The 23,812-nt window shown below is 66.3% G+C and carries 25 protein-coding genes and 1 pseudogene; 8 read left to right on the top strand and 18 right to left on the bottom strand.

Annotation, left to right across the window (positions count from 1 at the left end; all coding sequences use genetic code 11):
• Positions 1-2: 2 nt before the first annotated feature.
• The 3 genes from P9A17_RS22670 to fadD5 all read right to left on the bottom strand — a co-directional run bounded on the left by P9A17_RS22670 (position 3) and on the right by fadD5 (position 3,615).
• On the bottom strand, positions 3-872 hold the full coding sequence (locus P9A17_RS22670) for an ABC transporter permease (protein ID WP_278040980.1): 870 nt from the start codon (positions 870-872) through the stop codon (positions 3-5).
• 1 nt (position 873) lies between these two features.
• Positions 874-1,671, bottom strand: coding sequence for an ABC transporter permease (locus P9A17_RS22665; RefSeq protein ID WP_278040979.1), 798 nt, complete (start codon positions 1,669-1,671; stop codon positions 874-876).
• A gap of 225 nt (positions 1,672-1,896) precedes the next feature.
• Positions 1,897-3,615, bottom strand: a complete 1,719-nt coding sequence (gene fadD5 / locus P9A17_RS22660) for a fatty-acid--CoA ligase FadD5 (protein ID WP_278040978.1) — start codon at positions 3,613-3,615, stop codon at positions 1,897-1,899.
• A gap of 75 nt (positions 3,616-3,690) precedes the next feature.
• Between fadD5 and P9A17_RS22655 the strand changes: the two genes are divergently transcribed.
• Complete coding sequence (locus tag P9A17_RS22655; protein WP_278040977.1) at positions 3,691-4,380, top strand: GntR family transcriptional regulator; 690 nt, start codon at positions 3,691-3,693, stop codon at positions 4,378-4,380.
• A gap of 168 nt (positions 4,381-4,548) precedes the next feature.
• The gene (locus P9A17_RS22650) at positions 4,549-4,893 is read left to right on the top strand and encodes a hypothetical protein (protein ID WP_278040976.1); all 345 of its coding nucleotides are present in this window, start codon (positions 4,549-4,551) and stop codon (positions 4,891-4,893) included.
• 4 nt (positions 4,894-4,897) lie between these two features.
• Here P9A17_RS22650 and P9A17_RS22645 read toward each other — a convergent pair whose 3' ends face one another.
• From P9A17_RS22645 to P9A17_RS22635, 3 genes are all read right to left on the bottom strand, one after another.
• Positions 4,898-5,338, bottom strand: a complete 441-nt coding sequence (locus P9A17_RS22645; RefSeq protein WP_278040975.1) for an SRPBCC family protein — start codon at positions 5,336-5,338, stop codon at positions 4,898-4,900.
• 92 nt (positions 5,339-5,430) lie between these two features.
• The gene (locus P9A17_RS22640; protein WP_278040974.1) at positions 5,431-6,159 is read right to left on the bottom strand and encodes a DUF72 domain-containing protein; all 729 of its coding nucleotides are present in this window, start codon (positions 6,157-6,159) and stop codon (positions 5,431-5,433) included.
• Between the two features lie 48 nt (positions 6,160-6,207).
• Positions 6,208-6,891 carry a TetR/AcrR family transcriptional regulator gene (locus tag P9A17_RS22635; RefSeq protein ID WP_278040973.1) on the bottom strand — a complete coding sequence of 228 codons (684 nt, stop codon included), beginning with the start codon at positions 6,889-6,891 and terminating at the stop codon, positions 6,208-6,210.
• Between the two features lie 155 nt (positions 6,892-7,046).
• Between P9A17_RS22635 and P9A17_RS22630 the strand changes: the two are divergent.
• Positions 7,047-7,157, top strand: a pseudogene (locus P9A17_RS22630) (CAP domain-containing protein); the annotation flags it as partial.
• On the opposite strand, the gene P9A17_RS22625 reads toward P9A17_RS22630, so the two are convergent.
• From P9A17_RS22625 to P9A17_RS22605, 5 genes are all read right to left on the bottom strand, one after another.
• Positions 7,127-7,537, bottom strand: a complete 411-nt coding sequence (locus P9A17_RS22625; protein ID WP_278041063.1) for a hypothetical protein — start codon at positions 7,535-7,537, stop codon at positions 7,127-7,129. The pseudogene P9A17_RS22630 and the gene P9A17_RS22625 overlap by 31 nt on opposite strands.
• A 102-nt stretch (positions 7,538-7,639) precedes the next feature.
• On the bottom strand, positions 7,640-8,419 hold the full coding sequence (locus P9A17_RS22620) for an ABC transporter ATP-binding protein (protein ID WP_278040972.1): 780 nt from the start codon (positions 8,417-8,419) through the stop codon (positions 7,640-7,642).
• The gene (locus P9A17_RS22615; protein WP_278040971.1) at positions 8,403-9,431 is read right to left on the bottom strand and encodes a glycine betaine ABC transporter substrate-binding protein; all 1,029 of its coding nucleotides are present in this window, start codon (positions 9,429-9,431) and stop codon (positions 8,403-8,405) included. Before P9A17_RS22615 ends, P9A17_RS22620 begins: the two co-directional genes overlap by 17 nt.
• Positions 9,432-10,298, bottom strand: a complete 867-nt coding sequence (locus P9A17_RS22610; protein ID WP_278040970.1) for an ABC transporter permease — start codon at positions 10,296-10,298, stop codon at positions 9,432-9,434.
• A 65-nt stretch (positions 10,299-10,363) separates the two neighbouring features.
• The gene (locus tag P9A17_RS22605) at positions 10,364-11,452 is read right to left on the bottom strand and encodes an NAD(P)-dependent alcohol dehydrogenase (protein WP_278040969.1); all 1,089 of its coding nucleotides are present in this window, start codon (positions 11,450-11,452) and stop codon (positions 10,364-10,366) included.
• A gap of 193 nt (positions 11,453-11,645) precedes the next feature.
• Here P9A17_RS22605 and P9A17_RS22600 point away from each other — a divergent pair, with 193 nt between their 5' ends.
• From P9A17_RS22600 to P9A17_RS22585, 4 genes are all read left to right on the top strand, one after another.
• Positions 11,646-13,190, top strand: coding sequence for a Re/Si-specific NAD(P)(+) transhydrogenase subunit alpha (locus tag P9A17_RS22600; protein WP_278040968.1), 1,545 nt, complete (start codon positions 11,646-11,648; stop codon positions 13,188-13,190).
• A gap of 4 nt (positions 13,191-13,194) precedes the next feature.
• Positions 13,195-14,637: a Re/Si-specific NAD(P)(+) transhydrogenase subunit beta gene (gene pntB / locus P9A17_RS22595; RefSeq protein WP_278040967.1), complete on the top strand. Its 1,443-nt coding sequence runs from the start codon at positions 13,195-13,197 to the stop codon at positions 14,635-14,637.
• A 62-nt stretch (positions 14,638-14,699) separates the two neighbouring features.
• A complete protein-coding gene (locus P9A17_RS22590) occupies positions 14,700-15,926 on the top strand; it encodes an acyl-CoA dehydrogenase family protein (protein ID WP_278041062.1) in 1,227 nt (408 codons plus the stop codon).
• A complete protein-coding gene (locus tag P9A17_RS22585) occupies positions 15,926-16,726 on the top strand; it encodes a tyrosine-protein phosphatase (RefSeq protein WP_278040966.1) in 801 nt (266 codons plus the stop codon). The genes P9A17_RS22590 and P9A17_RS22585 overlap by 1 nt, the downstream gene beginning before the upstream one ends.
• Positions 16,727-16,744: 18 nt before the next feature.
• On the opposite strand, the gene P9A17_RS22580 is transcribed toward P9A17_RS22585, so the two are convergent.
• The 7 genes from P9A17_RS22580 to P9A17_RS22550 all read right to left on the bottom strand — a co-directional run bounded on the left by P9A17_RS22580 (position 16,745) and on the right by P9A17_RS22550 (position 23,017).
• Entirely contained in the window at positions 16,745-17,227 is a 483-nt protein-coding gene (locus P9A17_RS22580; protein ID WP_278040965.1) for a DUF456 domain-containing protein, read from the bottom strand.
• Between the two features lie 25 nt (positions 17,228-17,252).
• A complete protein-coding gene (locus P9A17_RS22575) occupies positions 17,253-17,951 on the bottom strand; it encodes a haloacid dehalogenase type II (protein ID WP_278040964.1) in 699 nt (232 codons plus the stop codon).
• Positions 17,952-18,917: an NADPH:quinone oxidoreductase family protein gene (locus P9A17_RS22570; protein ID WP_278040963.1), complete on the bottom strand. Its 966-nt coding sequence runs from the start codon at positions 18,915-18,917 to the stop codon at positions 17,952-17,954. It lies immediately after the preceding gene.
• 4 nt (positions 18,918-18,921) lie between these two features.
• A complete protein-coding gene (locus tag P9A17_RS22565; protein ID WP_278040962.1) occupies positions 18,922-19,785 on the bottom strand; it encodes an SDR family oxidoreductase in 864 nt (287 codons plus the stop codon).
• A 43-nt stretch (positions 19,786-19,828) separates the two neighbouring features.
• Positions 19,829-21,226, bottom strand: a complete 1,398-nt coding sequence (locus P9A17_RS22560; RefSeq protein ID WP_278040961.1) for an aldehyde dehydrogenase family protein — start codon at positions 21,224-21,226, stop codon at positions 19,829-19,831.
• 77 nt (positions 21,227-21,303) lie between these two features.
• On the bottom strand, positions 21,304-22,233 hold the full coding sequence (locus P9A17_RS22555; RefSeq protein WP_278040960.1) for a class I SAM-dependent methyltransferase: 930 nt from the start codon (positions 22,231-22,233) through the stop codon (positions 21,304-21,306).
• Positions 22,234-22,381: 148 nt separating this feature from the next.
• Positions 22,382-23,017: a TetR/AcrR family transcriptional regulator gene (locus P9A17_RS22550; protein ID WP_278041061.1), complete on the bottom strand. Its 636-nt coding sequence runs from the start codon at positions 23,015-23,017 to the stop codon at positions 22,382-22,384.
• Positions 23,018-23,185: 168 nt separating this feature from the next.
• On the opposite strand from P9A17_RS22550, the gene P9A17_RS22545 reads away from it, so the two are divergent.
• Positions 23,186-23,752 (top strand): TetR/AcrR family transcriptional regulator, encoded by a 567-nt coding sequence (locus P9A17_RS22545; RefSeq protein ID WP_278040959.1) that lies wholly within the window; start codon positions 23,186-23,188, stop codon positions 23,750-23,752.
• Positions 23,753-23,812: the final 60 nt, after the last annotated feature.

Below are 23,812 nucleotides of genomic sequence, written 5' to 3'. Positions count from 1 at the left end.
CGCTACACCGTCAGGTTGAAGTTCGGGTCGACGCCGTAGAGCGCCAACGAGGCGAACAGGACCACACACACGATCGCGACCAGCGAGGCGCGCATCGATCGCCCGACGGCCTCGCCGACGCCGACCGGGCCGCCGCTGGCGTAGAAGCCGTAGTAGCAGTGGTTGAGCATGACGATCACCGAGATGAGCACCGCCTGGACGAAGGACCAGAACACGTCGTCGGGACGCAGGAACGTCCGGAAGTAGTGCTCGTAGGTGCCGGTCGACTGGCCGTAGAAGATCGTCGTGGTCGCCTGCGCCGACAGGAAGGACATGATGATCGCCATCGCGTAGAGCGGGATGATGACGACGAAGCCGGCCATGATGCGCGTCGACACCAGATACGAGATCGACTTGATGCCCATCACTTCCAGAGCGTCGATCTCCTCGCTGATGCGCATGGCACCGAGTTCGGCGGTCGCGCCGGCACCGACGGTGGCTGCCAGCGCCTGACCCGCGACCACGGGGGCGGCGATGCGGACGTTGATGAGCGCAGCGAAGAAGCCGGTGAACGCTTCGACACCGATGTTGCCCAGTGACGCGAAGCCCTGGATCGCGACGAGCGAGGACCCCGACAGGGTCACGAAGCCGACGATCGCGACGGTGCCGCCGATCACCGCCATCGCACCTGTGCCCATACCGATTTCGGCGATCAGGCGCAGCGTTTCCTTGCGGTAGTACCGCAAGGCGTGCCCGATGGAGCCGACCGCGGTGACGACGAACCACGCGACGTGGCCGACGCTGTCCAGGCCGCGCCCGGGTGCGCCGACGACCTTCTCGGCCCGCGCGACGCCGCGCGGGAACCGCTGGCGGATAACGGATGCGGTCGACACGTCAGCTCCCCGTTCCGAAACGCACGCCGATGGTGGTCAGGATGACGTTGACCGCGAACAGCGCGATCACGCACAGCACCAGGGTTTCGTTGACTGCTGTACCGACACCCTTGGCGCCGCCGGCGACGGTCAGGCCGCGGTAGCAGCCGACCAGACCGGCGATCAAGCCGAAGGTGAGCGCCTTGATGAGCGAGATCAGAACCTCGGGCAGGCCGGTCACGAGGGTGAGCGTCGAGACATAGGCGCCCGCGGACACGTTCTGCAGGTAGACGCCGAAGATGAAGCCGCCGACGAGACCGATCGTGATGACGGCTCCGTTGAGAAGCATCGCGACGAACGTCGAGGCGACGACGCGGGGCACCACGAGGCGGTGGATCGGATCGATGCCGAGCACCTCGAGCGCGTCGATCTCTTCACGAATGGTGCGGGCGCCCAGGTCGGCGCAGATGGCGGTCGAGCCGGCGCCCGCCACGACGAGCACCGTGACGAGCGGGCCGAGCTGCGTCACAGCACCCAGCGCGGCGCCTGCACCCGAGATGTCGGCGGCACCGAACTCGGTGAGAAGGATGTTGAGGGTGAAGATCAGCAGCACGGTCAGCGGGATCGACACCGCGACCGTGGGCAGAAAAGCCACGCGAAGCAGGAACCAGCTCTGCAGGATGAACTCGCGCCACTGGAACGGCGGGCGGAGGGTCGCTTTGCCGACGAGCACGCACATACGGACGAACCCGCCGACGGCCACCAGGCCCGGCTGGATCTGTTCGCGGACATACCCGGCGAGACCCGAATTCGTCGTCACAGGACGACTCCCGCGACCACTCCGCGACTGGCATCGCAACCAGCAGAGCGCACCGGCAGCATCTGTCGCACGCTCCCTTCCAGCCTTATCCCCGATCGTGTGAGCACGGTCTCCCTACCGGCCAGTAGTAAGCCAGACCACCGGACTGTACCCGATGCTGTACCCCTGGCGTACCGCATCCGTGGGATTGAACATCCAACCGTTAGCAAAGGGCCCACGCCGCCGCTAATCTCCTTGTGCCGCAGCTGAAACCGTTGGCGGAGTGGAACTTTCGCGGGCGTCAATGGAAACTTGTGCGCCGAAGCGCGTCCTCAGTTCCGTCTTGAGGACCTTACCCGCGGGGTTTCGAGGCAGCGCGTCGATGATTTCGAGCGCTTTCGGATGCTTGTACCGAGCGAGTCGATCGCCGAGGAACTCTTCCAGATCGGTTAGCCCGAGCCCCGCACCGGAGGTTGCTCCCAGCGAACTCCGCAGCACCGCCACAGCAACGGGGACCTCCCCCCACTTTTCGTGGGCACGACCGATCACCGCGACCTCGACGATGTCGGGGTGGGCAGCGAGGACGTTCTCGACTTCGGCGCAGTAGATGTTCTCGCCGCCGGAGATGATCATGTCCTTTTTACGATCGACGACCCAGATGTAACCCTCTTCATCCTGACGTACCAGGTCACCGGAGTGGAACCAGCCGCCGGCGAAAGATTCGGCGGTCGCCTTCGGGTTGTTCCAGTAGCCCGCCATGAGCGTGGGCGCGCGGTAGACGATTTCACCGACCTGACCGATCGGGACGTCGTTCATGTCCTCGTCGACGATGCGCGCTGAGACCGTGGGGATGACCTTGCCCACGGATCCGAGTTTGCGGAGGGCATCGTCACCCAACAACATGCAGGTGACCGGGGACATCTCGGTCTGCCCGAATGCCGCCAGGATCTGGGCGCCGGGGAACGTCTCCGACATCTGCCGAAGCAGGGTGTCGGACGCCGGCGCAGCTCCCCAGGACAGGAAGCGGAGCTTGAGATCGCGTGGGTTGGCCTGCTGCGCGGCACACACCGCCTGCCACTGCGCAGGGACCAGGAAGATCCCGGTGACCTTCTCGGCCTGCAGCACGTCGAGCAGTTCGTTGGGGTCGAAGGCACCGAGCGGATAGAGCACCGTCGGCCGGCCGAGCAGCATGCCGGAGACGATGCTGCCGACGCCGGCGATGTGGAAGAACGGCACGCCGATGAAGCCGATGTCGTTGTTGATGTCCGCGCCGTTGGTGAACAGCAGCGTCATGACCTGGCCCGCCAGGTTGTTGTGCGTCAGTACCGCGCCCTTGGGCTTACCGGTCGTTCCCGAGGTGTACATGATCAGCGCGGGCGAATCGTTGGGGATGTCGACCAGCGGGCAGTCGTTGTTCTCGGCCAGGACCTCGTCGTAGTCGAGCACCCCGTCCTCATCGGTGCCCCCGGCGACGATGACGGTTGCCAGCTTCGGGTCGATGTCGCGAACCGTCGTCGCCACCTTCGCGAGCACCGACTCGGTGATGATCACCTCGGCAGCGCAATCGGACACGAGGTACGCGATCTCGGGCGGCGTCATCCGGAAGTTCACCGGCACCGCGATGGCGCCGAGCTTGTTGGCCGCCAGTACCGCTTCCATGAACTCGGTGCGGTTGAGCATCAGGATCAGCACCCGGTCGCCGAAGCCGACGCCGCGCGCGTGCAGCGCGCCGGCGAGCCCGGTGACGCGCTGATCGAGTTCGGCCCAGGTGGTCGTTTTCCCGAGGAAGCGCAGCGCCGTCGCGGCGGGCTGCATCAGCGCGTGCCGGGTGAGTTGATTGGTCCAGTTCTGCCTGCGGGCGAGGTAGGGCTGTTCAGTCTCGGTTCCGGGCTGAGCACTGGCTTCGGTCAACGTTCTTCTGCTCCATCTCGATGGGTTGCGGAAGGATGATATTTGATCAAACATGTTGTTGCCCCGGTCACACTATGACCCCGGCGCTGACAGGACAAGACCTCGCCTCCCCCGCCGGAAAGGTGGATTGTGACGAATGCGCCCGCCGCACTGCGGACGTCGGGCAGGGTGCGTCGTGAACAACTCTCCGACGAAGTCGCGGCCCGTCTCCGAGCGGAGATCATGACCGGGGCACTGCGCCCCGACACGTTCATCCGGCTCGACGAGACGGCGGCGCGGTTGGGCGTCAGCATCACCCCGGTGCGCGAAGCGCTGCGTACGTTGCGCGGCGAGGGGATGGTCGAGCTCGAACGTCACCGGGGTCACCGAGTGATGCCGTTGTCGCGCACCGACATCGAGGACATCTTCTGGTTGCAGGCGGCGATCGCCCAGGAGCTGGCCGCCACCACCACACGCCGGATCACCGACACTCAGATCGACGAGCTCAGCCGGTTGAACGAGGCCCTCGCGTTCGCCGTCGAGCAGCGCGATCAAGAACGGATTGCCCAGGCGGAGTTCGACTTTCACCGCACCTTCAATCGCGCGGGCGGCCGGATCAAGCTGGCGTGGTTCCTGCTGCACGCCACGCGCTATCTGCCGCCGAAACTCTTCTCGTCCGACGACACGTGGGGGCCGGCGGCGGTTGCCAGCCACCTGGAGCTGATCGACGCATTGCGCCTGCGCGACGTCGACAAGGTGGTCTCCCTGACAAAGGGACAGTTCACCGACGGCCTGGACCGGATGTTGGCCTACTTGGACCGCGTCGGGCTCTGGACCTGACGCGCCTCGGCGACCCACCTTTCGCATTGCCCACGGCGAGCGACTTTGTCGCTCGTTCGGTAGGACCGCTAACCAGATGCCGACTTTGTCGCTCGCCGTGGGCAATTCGGGATCCGTCCCCAGATGCCGCCGCGCTGATGTGTCGGCACCCACTGCAAGAGTGCGTCCATGGCAGACAAGCCCCTGCTCCGTGGCACCGACCTGCGGTACGTGATCGTCGACCACCTGTTCCGGCACGGCCCGAAGACGATCCCCGACATCATCGAGGATCTCCGCTACCACGGTTTCGAGATCGCCGGAAGGCCGTCGAAAAGCATCTCCGACGCGCTGCGCTGGGAAGTCCGCCGCGGGAGGCTGCGCCATCTTCGACGCGGCCGGTACGGCCCGGCCGACATGCCGCGCAGCACCGAACAACGCATCCACACTCGGGCCATGACGCTGCGCGCCAGGGCTGGTCTGGCGATGGGACGCGACGGCGATCACTTCTGGGACAGGCTTGCCGCCTACCTGTGATCGGCTACGACGCCGCAAGCTCCTCGGAGCGCGTCTTCAGGTTCGCGGCGAGGTACTCGAGGGTGTCCCCGATGACCTTCTTGACCATCACCGCGGGCACCGGCAGCGACACCTCCACGTCGAGGTCGACCGTCAGCAACGACGTCGGCCCCATGGCGACCACCGAGAACCTCTGCTCCTGCTTGGTGAAGTGCTCGCCCTGCTGCAGGACGGTGAAGATCTGGTTCTCACCCGGGTAGTACACCGCGGTGATGAAGGTGCCTGCCTGACCCTGCACGACGACATCGAGCCGCAACTGGCTGGGACGGCCGTCGTCGTAGCGCGCCAGAATCCAGCACCCTTTGATCTCGTCGTTCCACTCCGGGTACTTCTCGAAGTCGGCGACGATCGCCATGATCGTCTCGGCCGCGGCCGACACCTCGACCGTCTTACTCACCAAAGGCATTGGCCGAGCATATCGAGTCCGGATGCCGCCTCACGCAGCCGTCGCGATGCCCTCGCGCCGCAGCGCGGACACCGCCCCCAAAACGAACTCGCTCAAAGTCCGAGCGCGGCACGGAGATCCCGAGCGTTGCGCACGGCGTTGCCGCCCAGGTCGTTGTTGAAGTACACCAACACATCGCGGCCCTGCCCATCCCATTCGGTGATGCGGTCGGCCCACCAGCGAAGGTCGTCGGCACTGTAGGAACCGTCATACATGGTGTGTTGGTCGGGTCCGTGCAGTCGCACGTAGACGAACGACGCCGTCGCCCTGAGGATGCAGGGCAGGCCCGCGCCGCTCATCACGACGTATGCGGCGTCGTACTTCTCCAACATCTCGTACACCTCCCGGTGATCCCACGACGCATGCCGGAACTCGACCGCGACGGGGATCTCGGCCGGCATCGCGGCGAGGAAATGGCCGAGCCGTTCGTCGTCGCGTTCCAATGCCGGATGCAGCTGGACCAGCAGCGGACCTCCGCGGTCACCGAGTGCGCGCCAACCCCGCGCCATTCGTTCCACCCACTCCTCCGGTGAGCGCAACCTGCGGGCGTGGGTGAGACCTCGGGCGGCCTTCACCGCCATGACGAATCCGGCGGGAAGCTGGTCACGCCACGTTTCGAACTGTGCGTCCCGCGGCCACCGGTAGAAGCTGCCGTTGAGTTCGACGGTGTCGAACTCGGCGACATAGCGTTCCAGCCAGCGCACAGCAGGCAGGCCCGGCTCGTAGAGCACGTTCCGCCAGTGGTTGTACGACCACCCCGACGTGCCGATGCGCAGTACCACCGCGTTCGGATACCCGGGTTTGGACCGGGCGCTCCCACCGCTGCAGTGCTAGTTGGTTTCCTCGAGCGCCCGCGCCGTGACGTCGAGGTCGACACCCAGCGGGGAGGCGACGCGCACACTCTCGTCCCGGATCAGGCCGCGCAGGAGTGCGGTGCTGAACTCGACGGCAATCTCCTTCGCTGTGCGCCGGCCATGCGGCCGCAGCCACCGGTACGACCCGAGCGTCATGCCGATGTAGCCGAGCGCAAGCACGTGAGAGTCGCAGTCGTAGAACTCGCCATCGGCGATACCCCGGTCGATCACGTCGCGGACATGCTCGTAGACCTGGGCTTCCTTCTCCCGGATGTAAGCCACCTGCTCCTCGGTGAACCACTCGGTGATGTAGGGCCCCTCCTGGAAATAGACGGCCGCGCGCTCGATGTCGCTGGCGATGCCGACCAACAGACGACGGGTGAAGTGATAGATCGTCTCGCGCGCCGACGCCGTCGGGTCGTCGTGCAGCGCATCGACGGTGAAGTCCGCGGCACCCTTGTAGATGTCGTAGAGGATCAGCGACTTGCTGGCGTAATAGTGGTAGACGGTCGCCTTGTTCAGGCCGACGGCGTCCGCGACGTCGTCCATCCGGGTGCCGTGATAGCCGCGCGCGGCGAACAGTTTGGTGGCGACGGCCAACAACTCCTCGCGGCGGGACATCCCGTTGGTTTGCCCGGGATTGACAGCGGACTCAGACATGGCGACTCACTATAGGCATGGAAAACACTGGCGCAGGCGTGGACCTACTAACTGGTTGGTTCAGTCTAAGCCGTTGCTGTGTTCTCGCGGGCCAAGCGGGTCTAGACTCGTTCCAGGCCACCGTCGTGTGGCTGAAGGTGACTGGAGGCAGCGCGGTGGACCCGAACCCGGATTACGACGCAAGCGACGAGCTCGAGTACGGCATCAACTGGTTCGCGTGGATCCTGCGCGGGGTTTATCCGCCTCCCGCGTATCCGCCGGTCTGATCCAGCATCCGCGCCGCCCGGCGCTCGTTGCGCTCGTTGACCCACGCCCGGGTCAGTTCGAGCGCGCTCTGCACCTGCTTACCTAAAGCGTCCATCTCGGTCTTGCCACGCTGCGCGACCACCGTCAGGATCTCGACGGCCTCGCCACGCCAGTCGCGCGCGGGCTCTGGAAGCCAATCCGGCGGCCATCGCAGCGACTCCTCCACCACCGCAGGCAGATTCGCCACCGGCCGGCTGTCCTCGCTGTAGTACTCGCCGCACTTGCGGCAACGCACCTCGTAACGCAATCCGTTGGGTGGCCGTTGCGACGTCTCCACGAAGACGTAGTCGGCTACCGCGACACATCGCGGGCATCGTGTCAGCCCACGTTCCACAACCATGCTCACGCCGTTATCGTGCGGCCCCGCAAGCATCCCACGCACTAGCAAAGTGATGTCGATACCTGATCGGTGCCGTTTCGAGATGTGGCTACCCGCTGCCGGTCAAGCCGCGGCTGCTTTGACCGCTCGGCCCACTTCAGCCCGCAGTTCGCCGTACTCCGGCGAGCGCCGCAGTTCATCGGCGTCCACCCCCGTACGCGGCAGGTCGACGGGGATGTCGAGTGCCACCTGTCCGGGACGCCTCGTCAGCACGACGATCCTGGACCCCAGGAAAGCCGCCTCGTCGGCGCTGTGCGTGACGAAAACCGTTGTGCGGCCGGACTCTGCGCTGACCTGCCGGACGTCCTCCTGCAGCCGCTCCCGTGTCAGCGCGTCGAGCGCGGCGAACGGTTCGTCGAGCAGGAACAGCGGTGTCTCCGCCGCGAGAGCCCGTGCGATCGCGACGCGCTGTTGTTGCCCGCCGCTGATCTCCCAGATCCGCCGGTTCGAGGTACCACCGAGGCCGACCCTGTCCAGCAGTTCGTCGCGCCGCTGAGTTCGCTTGTCCCGCGGCACCTTTGCGTACTTCAGCGCCAGGTCGACGTTGCCGCCCACGGTCCGCCACGGGAACAGCCGCGGCTGCTGGAACACCACACCGGCCGTCACACCGGGAGTGGGCGGCGCGCCGGCCACCTGGACCGAGCCCTGGCTCGGCGACTCGAACCCGGCGAGGAGCCGCAACAGCGTGCTCTTCCCGCAGCCCGAGGCGCCGACCAGGACGAGGAACGAGCCAGGATCGACCGTCAGGTCGACGGGTCCGAGCGCGGTGACCTCGTCGTTGCCCTTGCCGTAACGGTGGGAGACGGACTTGATCCGGATAGCGCCGTCACTGGTCGAGGACACCCGGGAGACCTTTGGTGTAGACCGCACCCTGGAACGTCTTCAGCGGGGCTGCGGACGGGATCTGCTTCTGCTCGGCGAGGAACTGCGAGGCACTCTCCAGGTTCACCGCGATGTTGCCTGGATTACCTTCAGAGCCAAGCCATTCCGGTGATGCCACCTCTTCGGGGGTCAGGTACACGCCCTGCTTGATCTGACCGGCCGTCTCCTCGGGGGTCAATCCGATCTCGGCGGAGATCGCCTTGGCGGCGGCCTCGGGATCGTTCTTGATCAGATCGAGCGCGCGGGCTTCCTGCTGCCGCCAGATGTCGACCACGTCAGGATGCGCCTCGGCGAACTCCGTCGACACCACACCCAGATCGAGCGTGGGCTTACCATCGGTGGCCAGCTGGCGGCTGGTGATCAGATCCTTGCCGCTGGTGCGCAATTGGTCCAGCGTCGGCAGCCAGGTGTAAGCCGCATCGATGTCGCCGCGTTCCCAGGCCGCGAGGATGGCCTGCGGCTGCAGGTCGACCAGCTGAACATCGCTGGGCGACAACCCGTTTTGATCGAGGGCGGCGAGCAGGCTGTAATGCGCGGTGGACGCGAACGGCGTGCCGATGCGCTTGCCCTTGAGTTCGGCGATCGTGTTGATGTTCGCCTCGTTCCGGACCACCAGTGCTTCGTTGTCGCCCGCGACGTCCAGCACGAAGGCAACCTGGTACGGAATGTTCAGTGGCGCAGAGAGTCCGCGCGCGACCGGGCTGGAGCCGAGTGCCCCGAAGTCGAGTTCCTTGGCGATGAACGCGGTGTTGACGTCGGCCCCGGAGTCGAACTTCGTCCACTTGATGTTGTAGTCGGGCAGCGCTTCCTCGAGCCACTTGCTGTTCTTGACGATGAGGTCACCGCTGGGGAATGTCTGGTACCCGATGCGGATGGTCGGCTTGTCGGCCGACTGCCCGGAGTTGTCCACCGAGCATCCCGCCAGGGCCAGCACGGCCGCGACGAGTGCGATCAGTAGGGCTTTGACTCTCATCTAGATCTTTCCTCTCCAGGGAACAGCGCGGCGCTCGATCGAACGCAGCAGACCGTCGATGACAAGGCCGGAGAATCCGATGGCGAAGATGCCGACCAGCACGACGGGGGTGTTGTTGTAATTGCTTGCGTCCTTGACCAATCCACCGATTCCGGGGATGCCGTTGAACAGTTCGGCCGCGACGACCGATGAATACGCCATGCCGACGGCCAGTCGGATCCCGGTAAACGTCTCGGGCAGCGCCGACGGGACGACGACATCGAAGATCACCTCACGGCGCGACGCGCCGAGTGCGCGGGCGGCCTCCTGCAACCCGACCGGAGCGGCGACGACGGCGGCGGTGGTCGCGACGGCCGCCGGCGGCAAGGCGGCCAGCGCCAGCAGCGTGATCTTCGGCGCCTCGTCGATGCCGAGCCAGATCACGAGAAGGAAGAAGTAGGCCAGCGGCGGTAGCGCCCGCAGGAACGTCAGCCACGGCTCCAGCACGCTGCGCACCCATCCGACCGATCCCATGACCAACCCGAGCAGCACTCCGAGGACGACACCGATGACCACGCCGGCGAGGACGCGCCGCAGCGTCATGTAGAGGTGCTCCCACAGCAGGTATCCCGCGTAGCCGCGGACCCCGTCGTGCGTGGTGGACACGTCGACGAACGCGCTCCACACCGTGGCCGGGTAGGGCACGAAGGTCTGGTTCCAGATACCGCTGGCCGCGGCGACCTGCCAGACGATGCCGAAGACGAGAACAGACAGCAGCGGCAGTCCAGCCTTGGTCAGCAGGCCACGCCAGCGACTCCTCGGACGCGGCTCGGGACCCGACGTCTGCGAAGCAGCCTCATCGGGTGCGATATCGACGAAAACGGACACCGGCAGACATTGACGGATACGTCACGATCGGGGAATAGCTGCGATCAGCGCGAGCAAAAGTCAGATCACCACGTCAGCACAGGTTTGACGACATCTCCAGTGTGCTGGGCAGACAGAGCGGCGTTGACGTCGCGGTGAGGAAACGCGGTGACGAGCCGCTCGATGGGAAAGCGCCCGCGGGCGTGCAGGTCGAGCAGCTGCGGGATGAAAACCGAAGGGACCGAATCACCTTCCAGACAACCGTGCACGCTCTTGCCGCGCATCACGAGATCACGTAACTCGATTTGCGGGACACCCGCACCCAGCCCCACGGCCACCGCGGCGCCGCCGACCGCGAGCGCCGATACGGCATCGGCGAGCACGCCCGGTTGTCCCGTCGTGTCCAGTGCGTAGTCCGCTCCCCCGCCGGTGAGTTCGCGGATGGCCTGCACCGGCTCTCCACTGGGATCGAAAGCTGCACGCGCACCCAGGCTTTCGGCAAGGTCTCGGCGCTGCGGTGAAGGCTCGACGACGAGGACGGTCTCCAGGCCTGCCGCCAATGCCGCGAGCACTCCAGCCAAACCAACTGCGCCAGCACCGAAGACGACCAGTGAGCTTCCCGGCCTGGGCCGGAGCAGGTTCAGCACGGCGCCGGCACCGGTCTGGAATCCACAGCCCAGGGGCGCCGCCAGCACCGGATCCACGTCGGTACCGACGACGACCGTGTTGTCCTCGCTCGCCAGCGCGTAACCTGCAAGGCTGGATTGACCGAAGAACCCGTCGAGCACCGGCTGCCCGTCGACCGTCACGCGCGGAGTGCCATCAGCGCGCGGGCCGAACTGGTTGAGCCTGGCCGCTTTCCGGCAGTAGGCGGGACGTCCGGCGAGGCAGTTCGCGCAGCCGCCGCAATGCCGGAACGTCAGCACCACGCGGTCACCGGGTTCGGCTGAGGTGACTCCGTCGCCGACCGCCTCGACGATGCCCGCGCCCTCGTGTCCCAGCAACACGGGCCGATCCGCCGTCCCCGCAACACGATTCACGAGGTCTGTATGGCAAACACCCGACGCTTCGATCCGCACCAGGATCTCGCCCGGACCCGGGTCGTCGACCTGGACGGCGGTGACGGCGAACGGATCCGTGGGCTCGTAGGACAGCACCGCCGTCGTCTGGGGCATGCGCGTAACCGTATCGCCCTCTTGACGCCCGTCAACTGGCCCAACGCAAGAGAACACCCCGCCTTTACAGTCTTCCGCCCAGACGTCACGCCCAGCCGTTAGACGGGCTACGGAGTGCGCCCAGCCGCTGGGACAGCTCTTACACTGACCTTTTCCACGCTCCGCGAGCGAAGCCAAGATCGGACAGACATCGATGATCATCGGGATACCGAGAGAGTCCCTGCCTGGGGAAACGCGCGTCGCTGCCACCCCGCAGACTGTCGGGCAGCTCATCAAGCTCGGCTATGACGTAGTAGTCGAGTCCGGCGCGGGCGCTGCGTCGAGTTTCTCGGACGAGGCGTTCGCCGAGGCGGGCGCCAGCATCGCGGCCTCCGACCAGGCGTTGTCCTCCGACATCGTGCTCAAGGTCAACGCACCGACCGAGGCAGAGATCGCCGCTCTGCGCGACGGGGCGACGCTGATCAGCCTCATCTCGCCCGCGCTGAAGCCCGAACTCGTCGAGCAGTTGTCGACCCGCCCGATCACCGTGCTCGCCATGGACGCGGTTCCACGGATCTCGCGGGCGCAGTCGCTGGACGTGCTCTCGTCGATGGCCAACATCGCCGGCTACCGCGCCGTCGTCGAGGCCGCCCACCAATTCGGCCGGTTCTTCACCGGTCAGGTCACCGCGGCGGGCAAGGTGCCGCCGGCCAAGGTGCTCGTCGTCGGTGCCGGTGTCGCAGGTCTGGCCGCGATCGGCGCGGCCGGCAGCCTCGGTGCCATCGTCAAGGCCACCGACCCGCGGCCCGAGGTCGCCGATCAGGTCAAGTCCCTGGGTGGCGAGTACGTGTCCGTCGACCCGAACGCCGGGGAAGTGTCGGCCACCGGCTACGCCAAAGAAATGGGCGACGATTACAAGGCCCGCGAGGCGGCGCTGTATGCCGAGCTTGCCGAGGACGTCGACATCATCATCACGACGGCGCTGATCCCGGGCAAGCCGGCGCCGCGGATCATCACCGCCGACATGGTCGCCTCGATGAAGCCGGGCAGCGTGCTCGTCGACATGGCCGCGGCCAACGGCGGCAACATCGAGGGCACCGTCAAGGACCAGGCCGTCGTCACCGATCACGGTGTCACGATCATCGGCTACACCGACCTGGCGGGCCGTCTCCCGGCGACCGCCTCGCAGCTCTACGGCACCAACCTGGTCAACCTGCTCAAGCTGCTGACCCCCGAGAAAGACGGCCAGCTCACCCTCGACTTTGACGACGTCGTGCAGCGCTCGGTCACCGTCGTGCGCGACGGCGAGGTCACCTGGCCGCCGCCACCGGTGCAGGTGTCCGCGGCACCGGCCGCCAAGGCCGTCGAAGCACCGCCGGTCAAGGAGCCCAAGGCACCTCTTTCCATGGGCCGCCGCCTGGGCATCACCTTCGGTGCCGCAGCGGTCCTGTTCGCGTTGATCGCGCTCTCGCCTGCCGCACTGCAGGTGCACCTGACCGTCTTCGCGTTGGCGATCGTCATCGGCTACTACGTCATCGGCAATGTGCACCACGCGCTGCACACCCCGCTGATGTCGGTGACCAACGCGATCTCCGGGATCATCGTCGTCGGCGCACTGCTGCAGATCGGCCACGGCGATTCCGGAAATGGCGCTGTGGTGACCGTCCTGGCGTTTTTGGCGATCCTGCTCGCCTCTATCAACATCTTCGGCGGCTTCGCAGTGACGCGCCGCATGCTCGCGATGTTCTCGAGGAGCTAGACACATGTTTACGTTGGAAACCGCGGCTACGGCCGCTTATGTCGTGGCCGCGCTGCTGTTCATCCTCGCGCTGGCGGGGCTGTCCAAGCACGAAACCTCGCGCGCCGGAAACAGCTTCGGCATCGCCGGAATGGCCGTCGCACTGATCGCGACCATCGCACTCGCGCTCGCCCGCCACATCGAACCGCTCGGCTTGGCGTTGCTGGTCGGTGCCATGGCCATCGGTGCGGCGATCGGGTTGTGGCGCGCCAAGATCGTCGAGATGACGGGCATGCCCGAGCTGATCGCGCTGCTGCACAGCTTCGTCGGCCTGGCCGCGGTGCTCGTCGGCTGGAACGGCTACCTGCACGTCGAGGGTGACGCATCCGGCGCCGAAGCGGCCACGCTGGCCAACGAAGGCATGCTCGGCATCCATTCCGGTGAGGTCGTCATCGGCGTCTTCATCGGTGCTGTCACGTTCACCGGTTCGATCGTGGCCAACCTGAAGCTGTCGGCGAAGATCAGCTCGTCGCCGATGATGCTGCCCGGCAAGAACTTCCTCAACGTGGGTGCACTGGTCGTCTTCGCCGCGCTGACCGTCTGGTTCGTCATCGACCCGCAACTGTGGCTACTCATCGTCGTCACCGTGCTCGCACTGCTGCTGGGCTGGCATCTGGTCGCCTCGATCGGCGGCGGCGACATGCCCGTCGTGGTGTCGATGCTCAACAGCTACTCCGGGTGGGCCGCGGCCGCCGCAGGCTTCCTGCTCGGCAACGATCTGCTGATCGTCACCGGCGCACTCGTCGGGTCCTCGGGTGCCTACCTGTCCTACATCATGTGCAAGGCGATGAACCGCTCGTTCATCTCGGTCATCGCCGGCGGCTTCGGCATGGAAAGTTCCAGTGGCGGGTCCGATGTGGACTACGGCGAGCACCGCGAGATCAACGCCGACGCGGCCGCCGAACTGCTGGCCAACGCGTCGTCGGTCATCATCACGCCCGGCTACGGCATGGCGGTTGCCCAGGCGCAGTACGGCGTGGCCGACCTGACCCGCAAGCTGCGCGAACGCGGTGTCGAGGTCCGCTTCGGCATCCACCCCGTCGCGGGACGCCTGCCCGGCCACATGAACGTGCTGCTGGCCGAGGCCAAGGTGCCCTACGACATCGTGCTGGAGATGGACGAGATCAACGACGACTTCGACGGCACCTCCGTCGTCCTGGTCATCGGCGCCAACGACACCGTCAACCCGGCGGCCTCCGAGGATCCCGGCAGCCCGATCGCCGGCATGCCGGTGCTGACGGTGTGGAACGCCGACAACGTCATCGTGTTCAAGCGCTCCATGGCCTCTGGCTACGCCGGTGTGCAGAACCCGCTGTTCTTCCGCGAGAACACTCAGATGCTGTTCGGAGACGCCAAGGACCGCGTCGACGCGATCAACGCGGCGCTGTCCGTCGGGGAGAAGGTCTGACCGGACCTCCGGGAAGTCCACTTGTTTAGACATGTCATATCGTGGCGGTCATGGACTTCGCGATGTCAGCCAAGGGTGCCGACTACCACAAGCGTCTGACCGAATTCATGACCGAATTCGTCTTCCCGGCCGAGGCATCCTATGAGGCCTACCGCCACGAGAAGGGCCGCGACGACCACACCGTTCCGCCGGTCGTCGAGGAACTCAAGGTCCTGGCCAGGGAGCGCGGGCTGTGGAACCTGTTCCTGCCGTCGGTCTCGGGACTGACGAACCTGGAGTACGCGCCGCTGGCCGAGCTGTCGGGCTGGAGCGGTGAGATCGCCCCCGAGGTGCTGAACTGTGCGGCACCCGACACCGGCAACATGGAGACGCTGCACCTGTTCGCCACCGAGGAGCAGCGCAAACAGTGGCTGGAGCCGCTCCTGGCCGGCGAGATCCGGTCAGCCTTCGCGATGACCGAGCCCGCGGTGGCATCGAGCGACGCCCGCAACATCGAGACGACCATGCTCCGCGACGGAGACGACTACGTCATCAACGGCCGCAAGTGGTGGATCACCGGTGTCGCCGACCCGCGCTGCAGGATCCTCATCGTGATGGGCCGCACGAACCCGGATGCGGCCAGCCATCAGCAGCAGTCCATGATCCTGGTTCCCGTCGACACACCTGGGGTGTCGATCGAACGGTCGCTGCCCGTGTTCGGCTGGCAGGACCAGCACGGGCACTGCGAGATCACGTTCGACAACGTGCGGGTGCCGTCGTCGAATCTGCTGCACGAGGAGGGCAGTGGTTTCGCGATCGCGCAGGCGCGGCTGGGTCCTGGCCGGATTCATCACTGCATGCGCGCGATCGGCGTGGCCGAGCGGGCGATGGCACTGATGATCGACCGGGTGCAGAATCGCATCGCCTTCGGCAAGCCGCTCGCCGAACAGGGCATGGTGCAGCAGCAGATCGCGTTGTCGCGCAACGAGATCGAGCAGGCCCGGCTGCTGTGCCACAAGGCGGCGTGGACCATCGATCAGCAGGGCAACAAGAGCAAGGATGCCCAGGTGCTGGTGGCGCAGATCAAGTCGGTCGCCCCGCAGATGGCGTGCAATGTGATCGACCGCGCGATCCAGGTGCATGGTGCCGCGGGTGTCAGCGATGATTTCCCGCTGGCTCGCCTGTATGCCTGGCATCGTGCGATGCGCCTGTTCGACGGTCCCGACGAGGTGCATATGCGGACGATCGCGCGCACCGAGTTGGGCAGGGAGAAGTCGGCTTTCGCGACCGCGGTGACGGGGCCCCGCTAGTGGTGTCCTCCGGTGGTGAGCTGTCGGGTGCGTGGAACTTCCGCGACGTCTCCGAGCAGACCGGTATCGCGCCGGGGCACTTCTACCGGGCGAGCGAGCTGTCGAAGCTCGACGACAGCGGCCGCACTGCGCTGAGCGGCTACGGCATCACCGACGTGGCCGACCTGCGCACGCTGCGCGAGCTCGAAAAGCACGGTGCGGGTTTGGTTCCCGAGGGCGTCGAGATCCACCACCTGCCCTTCGTCGAGACGGTGGCTTCCGACGGCGAAGCACCGCACGAGCACGCCTTCCAGCGGATGATGACCGACAAGCCCGACGGTGAATCGGTGGGCGACGCGGCCGCGCGATACATGACCGAGGAGTACGGCCGGATCGCGGGAGCTCCGCTGGCCCGCCAGGCCGTCCACCGCGTCGTCACTCTTCTGGGATCCGACCGGCGAGTGCTGGCCCATTGCTTCGCCGGAAAGGACCGGACGGGCTTCACCATCGCGGTGGTGCTGGAGGCCGCAGGTGTGGAGCGCGACGCGATCATGACTGACTATCTCCGCAGCAATGTCGCGGTGCCGCAGCTGCGGGAGAGCATCCTGGCCAACATCCGGGACCGTGCGGCCGAAGCCCCCGAGATCCTCGAGCTCGCCGAGGCCAGGCTGACCGAGTCGGTGCTGGGTGTTCGCGAGGAGTACCTCGACATGGCCCGCCGGACGCTGGATGACGAGTTCGGTTCGCTGAAGGGGTATCTCGATGCCGCCGGGGTGACCGACGAGGACGTCAGCCGGCTGCGCAAGGTGCTGCAGGGCTGAGGTCCTGCGCGCGGCATGCTAGACCAGGAACAGCCCGACCACCCACGCCAGCGTCGCCAGCATTGCTCCGGAGAGTTCGACTCCGACGGACAATGCCACGCCCTTCAGCGCGTGCCACGTCGATGCCCACGCGCGGGTGACATTGCCTCGGATGCTGAGCTCGGCCGCGAACACCCCCAGCACGAAGCCGATGAGCAGACCGATCACGGGGATCACGAAGAAGCCGACGACACCGCAGATGCCGCCGACGACGAGCACCGACGTACGCACATCGGCGGCCCGCATCCGTTTGACGGGCCACGTGTACTTGATGACCTGCGATCCGACGAACAGCGCCGCCGCGATTCCGAAGACCACCCACGACACCGCGGTGCTCTCGACGAACGCCCACACTCCGATCGCGCCGATCACCAGGATTCCGCCCGGCAGGATCGGCACGATGATCCCGACCAGGCCGACGGCGATCACCAACGCGACGAGGACGATCCCGACGGTGCTCATGCCCGTGAGAGTAGTCGGGTGACGATCAGGCTCCCAGCTGGTCGGCGAGACCGAGGAAATCATCTGCCATGAAGTCGAATTCGCCCTCTGCGGGTTTGCGCAGTGTGCGGTCCGGCCCGTGTTCGCCGGGCCGGAACACGAACGCCGTCCGCAATCCCGCGTCCCGGGCGGCACGCAGGTCGGCGGGGTGCGCGGCGACGAGCATCAGCTCGTCCGGCGCGACGTCGAGGATCTCCGCGCACCCGCGGTAGGCCTCGGGGTCGGGCTTGTAGTGGTGGAAAACCTCGGCCGACAGGATGCAATCCCACGGCAGCCCCGCCCGCTTGGCCATGTTCGTCAGCAGTGACACGTCGCCGTTCGACAGCGTCGTGATGACGTACCGCTGCTTGAGGCGGACCAGCCCCGCAACGCTGTCGGGCCACGGGTCCAGCCGGTGCCACGCGAGATTGAGATCGTCGATCTCGGTGTCGGCGACGACGATCCCGGCGCTGTCGAGCAACTCGACGAGGCGTGCCCGGTGCAGGTCGTCCAACCGTGTCCACGGAAGCTCGCCGCGGCGGACCCGGTCCATCGACGGGACGTAGCCGGCCCGCCAGTCGTCGGCGAATTGGGCCCAGTCCGCGGTGGCGTCGTTGCGACGACCGAACTCCTCGAGCTGCCTGATGACGCTCGAGCGCCAGTCGACGACGGTGCCGAACACGTCGAATGCGAGCGCACGAATCACTTAGGGCTCCAGGACGAGCTTGCCGTTGATCTCGCCGTCGGCGAGCGCCTGCAACGCCGCCGCGCCGTCGGCAAGCGGAAACCGCACGGGTGCAGGCGGTCTCAGCCCTTCATCGACCAGCTTGGCCAACGCCGCTCCGACCGCCGCCTGCGCTCCGGGGTTGCGGTTGACGAACTCGCCCCACCCGACGCCGACGACGCTGACGTTGCGCAGCAGCAGCCGGTTCACCTTCACCGTCGGGATGCCGCCTGCGGCGAAGCCGATGACGAGCAGGCGTCCCTCGGTGGCCATCGCACGGATCGCGTCGTCGAATGCGGCTCCGCCGACCGGATCGACGACGAGGTCCACACCGCGGCCACCGGTCTCCTTCTTGACCGCGTCCAGCCACCCGTCGGTGAGCGGCAATACGACGTCGGCGCCCAGCGACTCCACAAAGGAGACCGCCGACGGCCGGTGCACCATCGCGATGACCTTGGCGCCCAACGCTTTCGCGATCTGCACCGACGCCGTCCCGACCCCACCGCCGGAGCCCAGCACAAGGACCGTCTCCCCCGGCAGGAGTGCTCCGCGGCGCTGCAGCGCGAAGTGCATCGTGTAGTAGTTGCCGAGCAGGCAGACGGCCGAGCCATCGTCGAGCGCGTCGTTGGTCGGAATCACGCTCTGCACCGGAACGGCGACCTGCTGCGCCCAGGCGCCGAGCAGACTGAAACCGGAAACACGCTGCCCCACGGTAAAACCCGAGCCATCGGGCGCCGACGTGACAGTGCCCGCCACCTCGACGCCAGGGATGAACGGCGGCGGCATCTTCATCTGGTACTCACCGCGCAACATCAGCAGGTCGGGGAAGCACACACCGGCCGCGCCGACGTCGATGACCACCGCCGCGTCGGAAGCGGCGGGATCTTCGACATCCGTGTACGCCAGCCCGGATGGACCAGAAAGCTCCTGCGCTACAAGGGCTTTCACACTGTCAGCCGAGGCTGAAGGTGGCCCGCTCGGCCGCCGACAGGTCGGTTATCTCGCCCCACTTGCCGGCGATGTCGTCGACCGACGGCACCTCGGTGAACGTCACCCCTTCGTTCTGGAACAGCGCGACCCGCTGAACCTTGCCGCCGCCGACGATGAACACCGACGCGGTCTCCGGCAGTTCCTCGGTGCACAGGTACCCGATGACGGGCGCCACGTACTCCGGCGTCAGCTTCTCGAAGACCTCTGGAGGCAGGATGTCCTGCGTCATGCGGGTCGCGGCGATCGGCGCAACGGCGTTGGCCTTGATGTTGTACTTCGCGCCCTCCTGGGCGAGCGTGTTGATCAGGCCGACCAGACCCAGTTTGGCTGCGCCGTAGTTCGCCTGGCCGAAGTTGCCGAACAGACCGCTGGTGGACGTCGCGACGACGACGCGGCCGAATCCGTTCTCGCGGAAGTGCGGCCACGCCGCGCGGATGACGTTGTACCCGCCGTACAGGTGGACTTTGAGCACGGCGTCCCAGTTGCCGAACTCCATCTTGTGGAACGTGCCGTCACGCAGGATGCCCGCGTTGCTCACCACGCCGTCGACCTTGCCGAACTCGTCGACCGCCGTCTTGATGATGTTGGCCGCACCTTCGGGCTCGGCGACGGAGTCGTAGTTGGCGACGGCGCGGCCGCCAGCAGCCTTGATCTCGTTGACGACGTCGTCGGCCATGTTGTGTCCGGCGCCGGTGCCGTCGCGCGCTCCGCCGAGATCGTTGACGACGACGCTGGCGCCTTCGCGGGCGAGCGTCAGCGCGTACTCACGTCCGAGACCGCCTCCGGCGCCCGTGACGACGATGACACGGTCCTGCACTCCTGGCACTGCTGTTCCTCTCGTTGGGGTTCAGTTGAAGCTCGCGATCACCTTAGAAGAGCTTGCGCGCCAGCTTCCATGCCTTCTCTGTATACGGCGGGTAGATCATGGCCGTGAGGTCGGGTCGGGTTGGCTTGGTCAGCACGGACTTTTTGTGGCTGAACGTCTCGAAGCCGAACTTGCCGTGGTAGGCGCCCAGACCTGACGGTCCGACGCCGCCGAACGGCAATTTGTGGGTGGCGAAATGGAAGATGAGGTGATTGACCACCATGCCGCCGGCCGGCACGTCGCGGATCACCTTCTCCCGGACCGCCTTCGCCTTGGTGAACAGGTAGGCGGCCAGCGGCTTGGGCCGCGCATTGACGAAAGCGATTGCCTCATCGAGGGATTGGACGGTCAACACCGGCAGGATGGGCCCGAAGATCTCGTCGGTCATCAACGGCTCGGCGGGGTCGGGGTCGACGACGACCGTCGGATCGATCTTGAGGTTGACCGCGTCGGAACCGCCGCCGACGGCCACGCTGCCCTTGGTCGCGGCGAGCGCATTGCTCAGCCGGTTGAAGTGGCGCTCGTTGACGATGCGCTTGCCGCCGGTGTTCTCCGCCTCGAACCCTTCGACCGCCTCGCGGATCTTGTCGACGAGCTGGTCGCGGATCGGCGCCTCGGCGAGCACGTAGTCCGGTGCGATGCAGATCTGGCCGGAGTTGATCAGCTTGGTCCACGCGATGCGCTTGGCGGCCACCTCGATGTCCGCGTCCTTGGAGACGATCACCGGGCTCTTGCCGCCCAGCTCGAGGGTGACGGGCGTCAGGTGCGGCGCCGCGCCTTCGTAGACGCGCCGCCCGACCTCGGTGCCGCCGGTGAACAGAAGATGGTCGAAGCCCTGTGCGATGAGCTCCTGGCTGACCGAGCCGTCGCCCTCGATGACCGCGATCGCGTCGTTGTCGAGGTAGCGGGGCACCAGCTCGGCCATCAACGCCGACGAGGCCGGGGCGACCTCAGAAGGCTTGAGCACCACCGTGTTTCCCGCGGCGATCGCGCCGACGGCGGGGCCGAGCGTCAACGCGAACGGGAAGTTCCACGCGCCGATGATGAGCACGGTGCCGTACGGCTCGAACTCGACCCATCCGCGGCCCGGCAGCTGCGACATCTCCAGCAGACGGTGCTTGCGCTTCATCCACTTCCCGACGTTCTTGGCCGCGTAGGCGGCCTCGCCGGTGGTGCTCGCGACATCGGCCAGCCACGCCTCGAACGGTGAGCGCCCCAGGTCCTTCTCCAGCGCGTCGGCGACGGCGCCCTCGTTCTCGGTCATCAGGCGCTCGAGCGCGTGGAGCTGCTCCCTGCGCCACTCGACGCTGCGGGTGCGGCCGGTCGCGTACGTCTGCCGGAGCCGACGGACGATCGCCGGGATATCGGCGGTCTGAGCGGGTGCAACGGATTCGGTGGTCATGATGGGGTCCCTTCCTGACCGTGGAGTAACCCGAATCCTAACCAACCATCTGGTTGGTGAACAGGCGTCAAGGCCGCCTAGAGCTTGACCCCGGTGGTGAACGTCGAGAATGACTCTTCGCCGCTGTCAGGGATCTCGACAAGCCGGCCGAGGCGCCGCATCTCGTCCTGCGACGCGACCGCATCGGCACGCCAGCCGTTGGCGACGAGCCAGTCGGCCACCTCCGCGCGGTCGGGATCCTCGTAGGTGAGCTCGGTGATGTCCATCGGCTCGACGTCCATCTGAGCGGTGATCGAGGCGAACCGTTCCCGCATCCGTTCCCGGCGATCCGGCGCGTGAAGCCCCATCGACTCGGCGGCGACCCGGCTACCCGGGGCACTCAACTCGGTGATCTGAGCGAACAGCCGGTCCTGGGCATCTGCGGGCAGATACATCAACAGGCCCTCGGCGAGCCACGCCGTCGGCGCGCTCGGATCGAAGCCGGCGTCCTTGAGGGCGGCGGGCCAGTCCTGCCGGAGGTCGATCGGCACCTCACGACGGTCTGCCGACGGGCTGGCACCGTGGTCGGCCAGCGTCGCGGCCTTGTACTGGAGAACCAGCGGCTGGTCGATCTCATAGACGGTGGTGCCGGCGGGCCAGGGCAGGCGGAATGCCCGCGAGTCGAGGCCCGAGGCCAGAATGACGACCTGGCGGATACCCGCGTCGGTGGCGGCTGTGAAGTAGGCGTCGAAGAAGTGGGTGCGCACGGCCTGGTAGTTGCCCATGTGCTCGAAGAGCGTGCCGATCTCGGGGTCGGACTTGGTCACCTTGGTCAGGAACGCGTCGTCGCCGATGTACTGCCATGAGCCTGTGCCCGCGCCGGCGACGAGAACCTTCGCGTACGGGTCAGTGATGATCCGGTCAGGACGATCGGTCTCCGCAGCGCGGGCCGCGGCGACCATGACCGCGGTGGCGCCGACGCTGGATGCGATGTCCCAGGTGTCGTTGTCGGTGCGAAGTGAACTCATGGGCGCTACCTCTTGATCAGTGAGCACAGCGCCGTCAGCGCCGTATTACTTCGCAAGCCTATCTAAACGATGGCGCAGACCCGCTCCGCTGTGGGCCACACCACAGCCCAAACAGCCGAACTCACAGGTAACGATCAGGAAGAGCGAATCACTCGCTGAGATTCCAGAGCTTGTTGGCGAGCAACAGCTCCAGCTTGTGCACCACAGCGCTGAGCTCGGTGCGGTCACCGACGAATCCGGCGTAGAAACCCATCCCCCAGACGACCGCGACCAGCATCTCGACCAGATGCGGGACATCGGTGTCGGTGCTCAGCTCCCCACGGCTGATCGCGTCGTTGACCGCCCATGAGACGAACGCTCGCGAGTTCTTCAACGAGTCGTGCTCGTCGCTGCTCAGCTCGGGGTGACGTTGCGACTCCAGAACCGACGTCACCAGGAACGCGGCAGCCGAGCGATCGTCGGATTCCGCCTGCGTCGCCACCGACAGGAACGCCGACAGGCGCTCGATGAGGGTCAGCTGTTCCTGTGCCCGGGCGATGCCCGCGCTAACAATGCTGGCGTTGGTCTGCTCGACCACCTCACCCCAGAGCACGCGTTTGCTCGCGAAATAGTGATTGATCGCTGGGCGGGTCAAATCTGCGCGAATGGCGATTGCTTGAAACGTCGCCGCGTCGTAGCCGAGTTCGCTGAAGACCTCGCGAGCGGCATGCAAAATGCGCTCCCGTGTTTCAGCTGCCTTCGCTGCGGGAGGACGTCCTGGACCTCTACTAGCCGTATACGGCACGGTCAAATTGTGCCACACGTCACCTGACCCTTGTTCACGCCATCTCCACCCGTTACCCGAGAGAGACCTCTCAGCAAATGAATCGGCGCCACTGACGGTGCTACGACCCGCTGGCTTCGGCGATAGCCCGCCTCGAAGCCGACGGAAATCGAACTAGGGTTTCGGTGTATGGGGGCGGTGGCAGCGCGAGAATCCTTCTTCGACGCCGGCCTCGACGTGTTGGCCGACCTGGGCTATGGCGGTCTCAAGCTCGCCGAGGTGTGTCAGCGGCTCGGGGTCACCACGGGGTCGTTCTATCACTACTTCTCCAACTGGTCGGCGTACACACAGCAGTTGGTGGCGCACTGGCAGAGGGGGATGACGGTTCACGTCATCGAGGCCGTGGGGGCGGAGCCCAACCCGCGACGGCGGATCGACCGCCTCATCGAGGCGGGCCTCACACTGCCCCACAGTGCCGAATCCGCGATCCGGGTGTGGGGTTCGATCGACCCGCAGGTGCGCGCCGTACAAGCTGCCGTCGACCGCCAGCGCTTCGAAGCCGTCTACGACTCGGCCGTGCAGATCCTGGAGAACCCGCGGCAGGCTGAGCTCTTCGCCTCCTGGGCCGTCTATCTGCTGGTCGGATACGAGCAGGCGATCCTGCCGCCCGACACCGCCGGTTTGCGCTGGATCGTCGGTCAACTGCTGGAGGCGCTCGACTCCGGTCAGTTCCGTTCGGTACCCGGCGATGGTTGAGTTCGAAATGATGAAGCAGGCGGCTCGGAACCACCCCGGCCCCGTCTCCGCGCACATTGC

This window comes from Mycobacterium sp. 236(2023), assembly GCF_029623955.1.
Lineage (GTDB): Bacteria > Actinomycetota > Actinomycetes > Mycobacteriales > Mycobacteriaceae > Mycobacterium.
The sequence above is the reverse complement of the archived record's forward strand: the minus strand, read 5'-3'. Positions and strand labels throughout refer to the sequence as shown.

Bases quoted from the DNA above. Each gene is read 5' to 3' on its own strand.
- P9A17_RS22635 (WP_278040973.1), bottom strand. From the start codon at position 6,891: ATGTCTGAGTCCGCTGTCAATCCCGGGCAAACCAACGGGATGTCCCGC.
- P9A17_RS22555 (WP_278040960.1), bottom strand. From the start codon at position 22,233: ATGAGTTCACTTCGCACCGACAACGACACCTGGGACATCGCATCCAGC.
- P9A17_RS22645 (WP_278040975.1), bottom strand. From the start codon at position 5,338: ATGCCTTTGGTGAGTAAGACGGTCGAGGTGTCGGCCGCGGCCGAGACG.
- P9A17_RS22590 (WP_278041062.1), top strand. From the start codon at position 14,700: ATGTCAGCCAAGGGTGCCGACTACCACAAGCGTCTGACCGAATTCATG.
- P9A17_RS22625 (WP_278041063.1), bottom strand. From the start codon at position 7,537: ATGGTTGTGGAACGTGGGCTGACACGATGCCCGCGATGTGTCGCGGTA.
- fadD5 (WP_278040978.1), bottom strand. From the start codon at position 3,615: ATGTTTGATCAAATATCATCCTTCCGCAACCCATCGAGATGGAGCAGA.
- P9A17_RS22600 (WP_278040968.1), top strand. From the start codon at position 11,646: ATGATCATCGGGATACCGAGAGAGTCCCTGCCTGGGGAAACGCGCGTC.
- P9A17_RS22615 (WP_278040971.1), bottom strand. From the start codon at position 9,431: ATGAGAGTCAAAGCCCTACTGATCGCACTCGTCGCGGCCGTGCTGGCC.
- P9A17_RS22560 (WP_278040961.1), bottom strand. From the start codon at position 21,226: ATGACCACCGAATCCGTTGCACCCGCTCAGACCGCCGATATCCCGGCG.
- pntB (WP_278040967.1), top strand. From the start codon at position 13,195: ATGTTTACGTTGGAAACCGCGGCTACGGCCGCTTATGTCGTGGCCGCG.
- P9A17_RS22605 (WP_278040969.1), bottom strand. From the start codon at position 11,452: ATGCCCCAGACGACGGCGGTGCTGTCCTACGAGCCCACGGATCCGTTC.
- P9A17_RS22545 (WP_278040959.1), top strand. From the start codon at position 23,186: ATGGGGGCGGTGGCAGCGCGAGAATCCTTCTTCGACGCCGGCCTCGAC.
- P9A17_RS22650 (WP_278040976.1), top strand. From the start codon at position 4,549: ATGGCAGACAAGCCCCTGCTCCGTGGCACCGACCTGCGGTACGTGATC.
- P9A17_RS22580 (WP_278040965.1), bottom strand. From the start codon at position 17,227: ATGAGCACCGTCGGGATCGTCCTCGTCGCGTTGGTGATCGCCGTCGGC.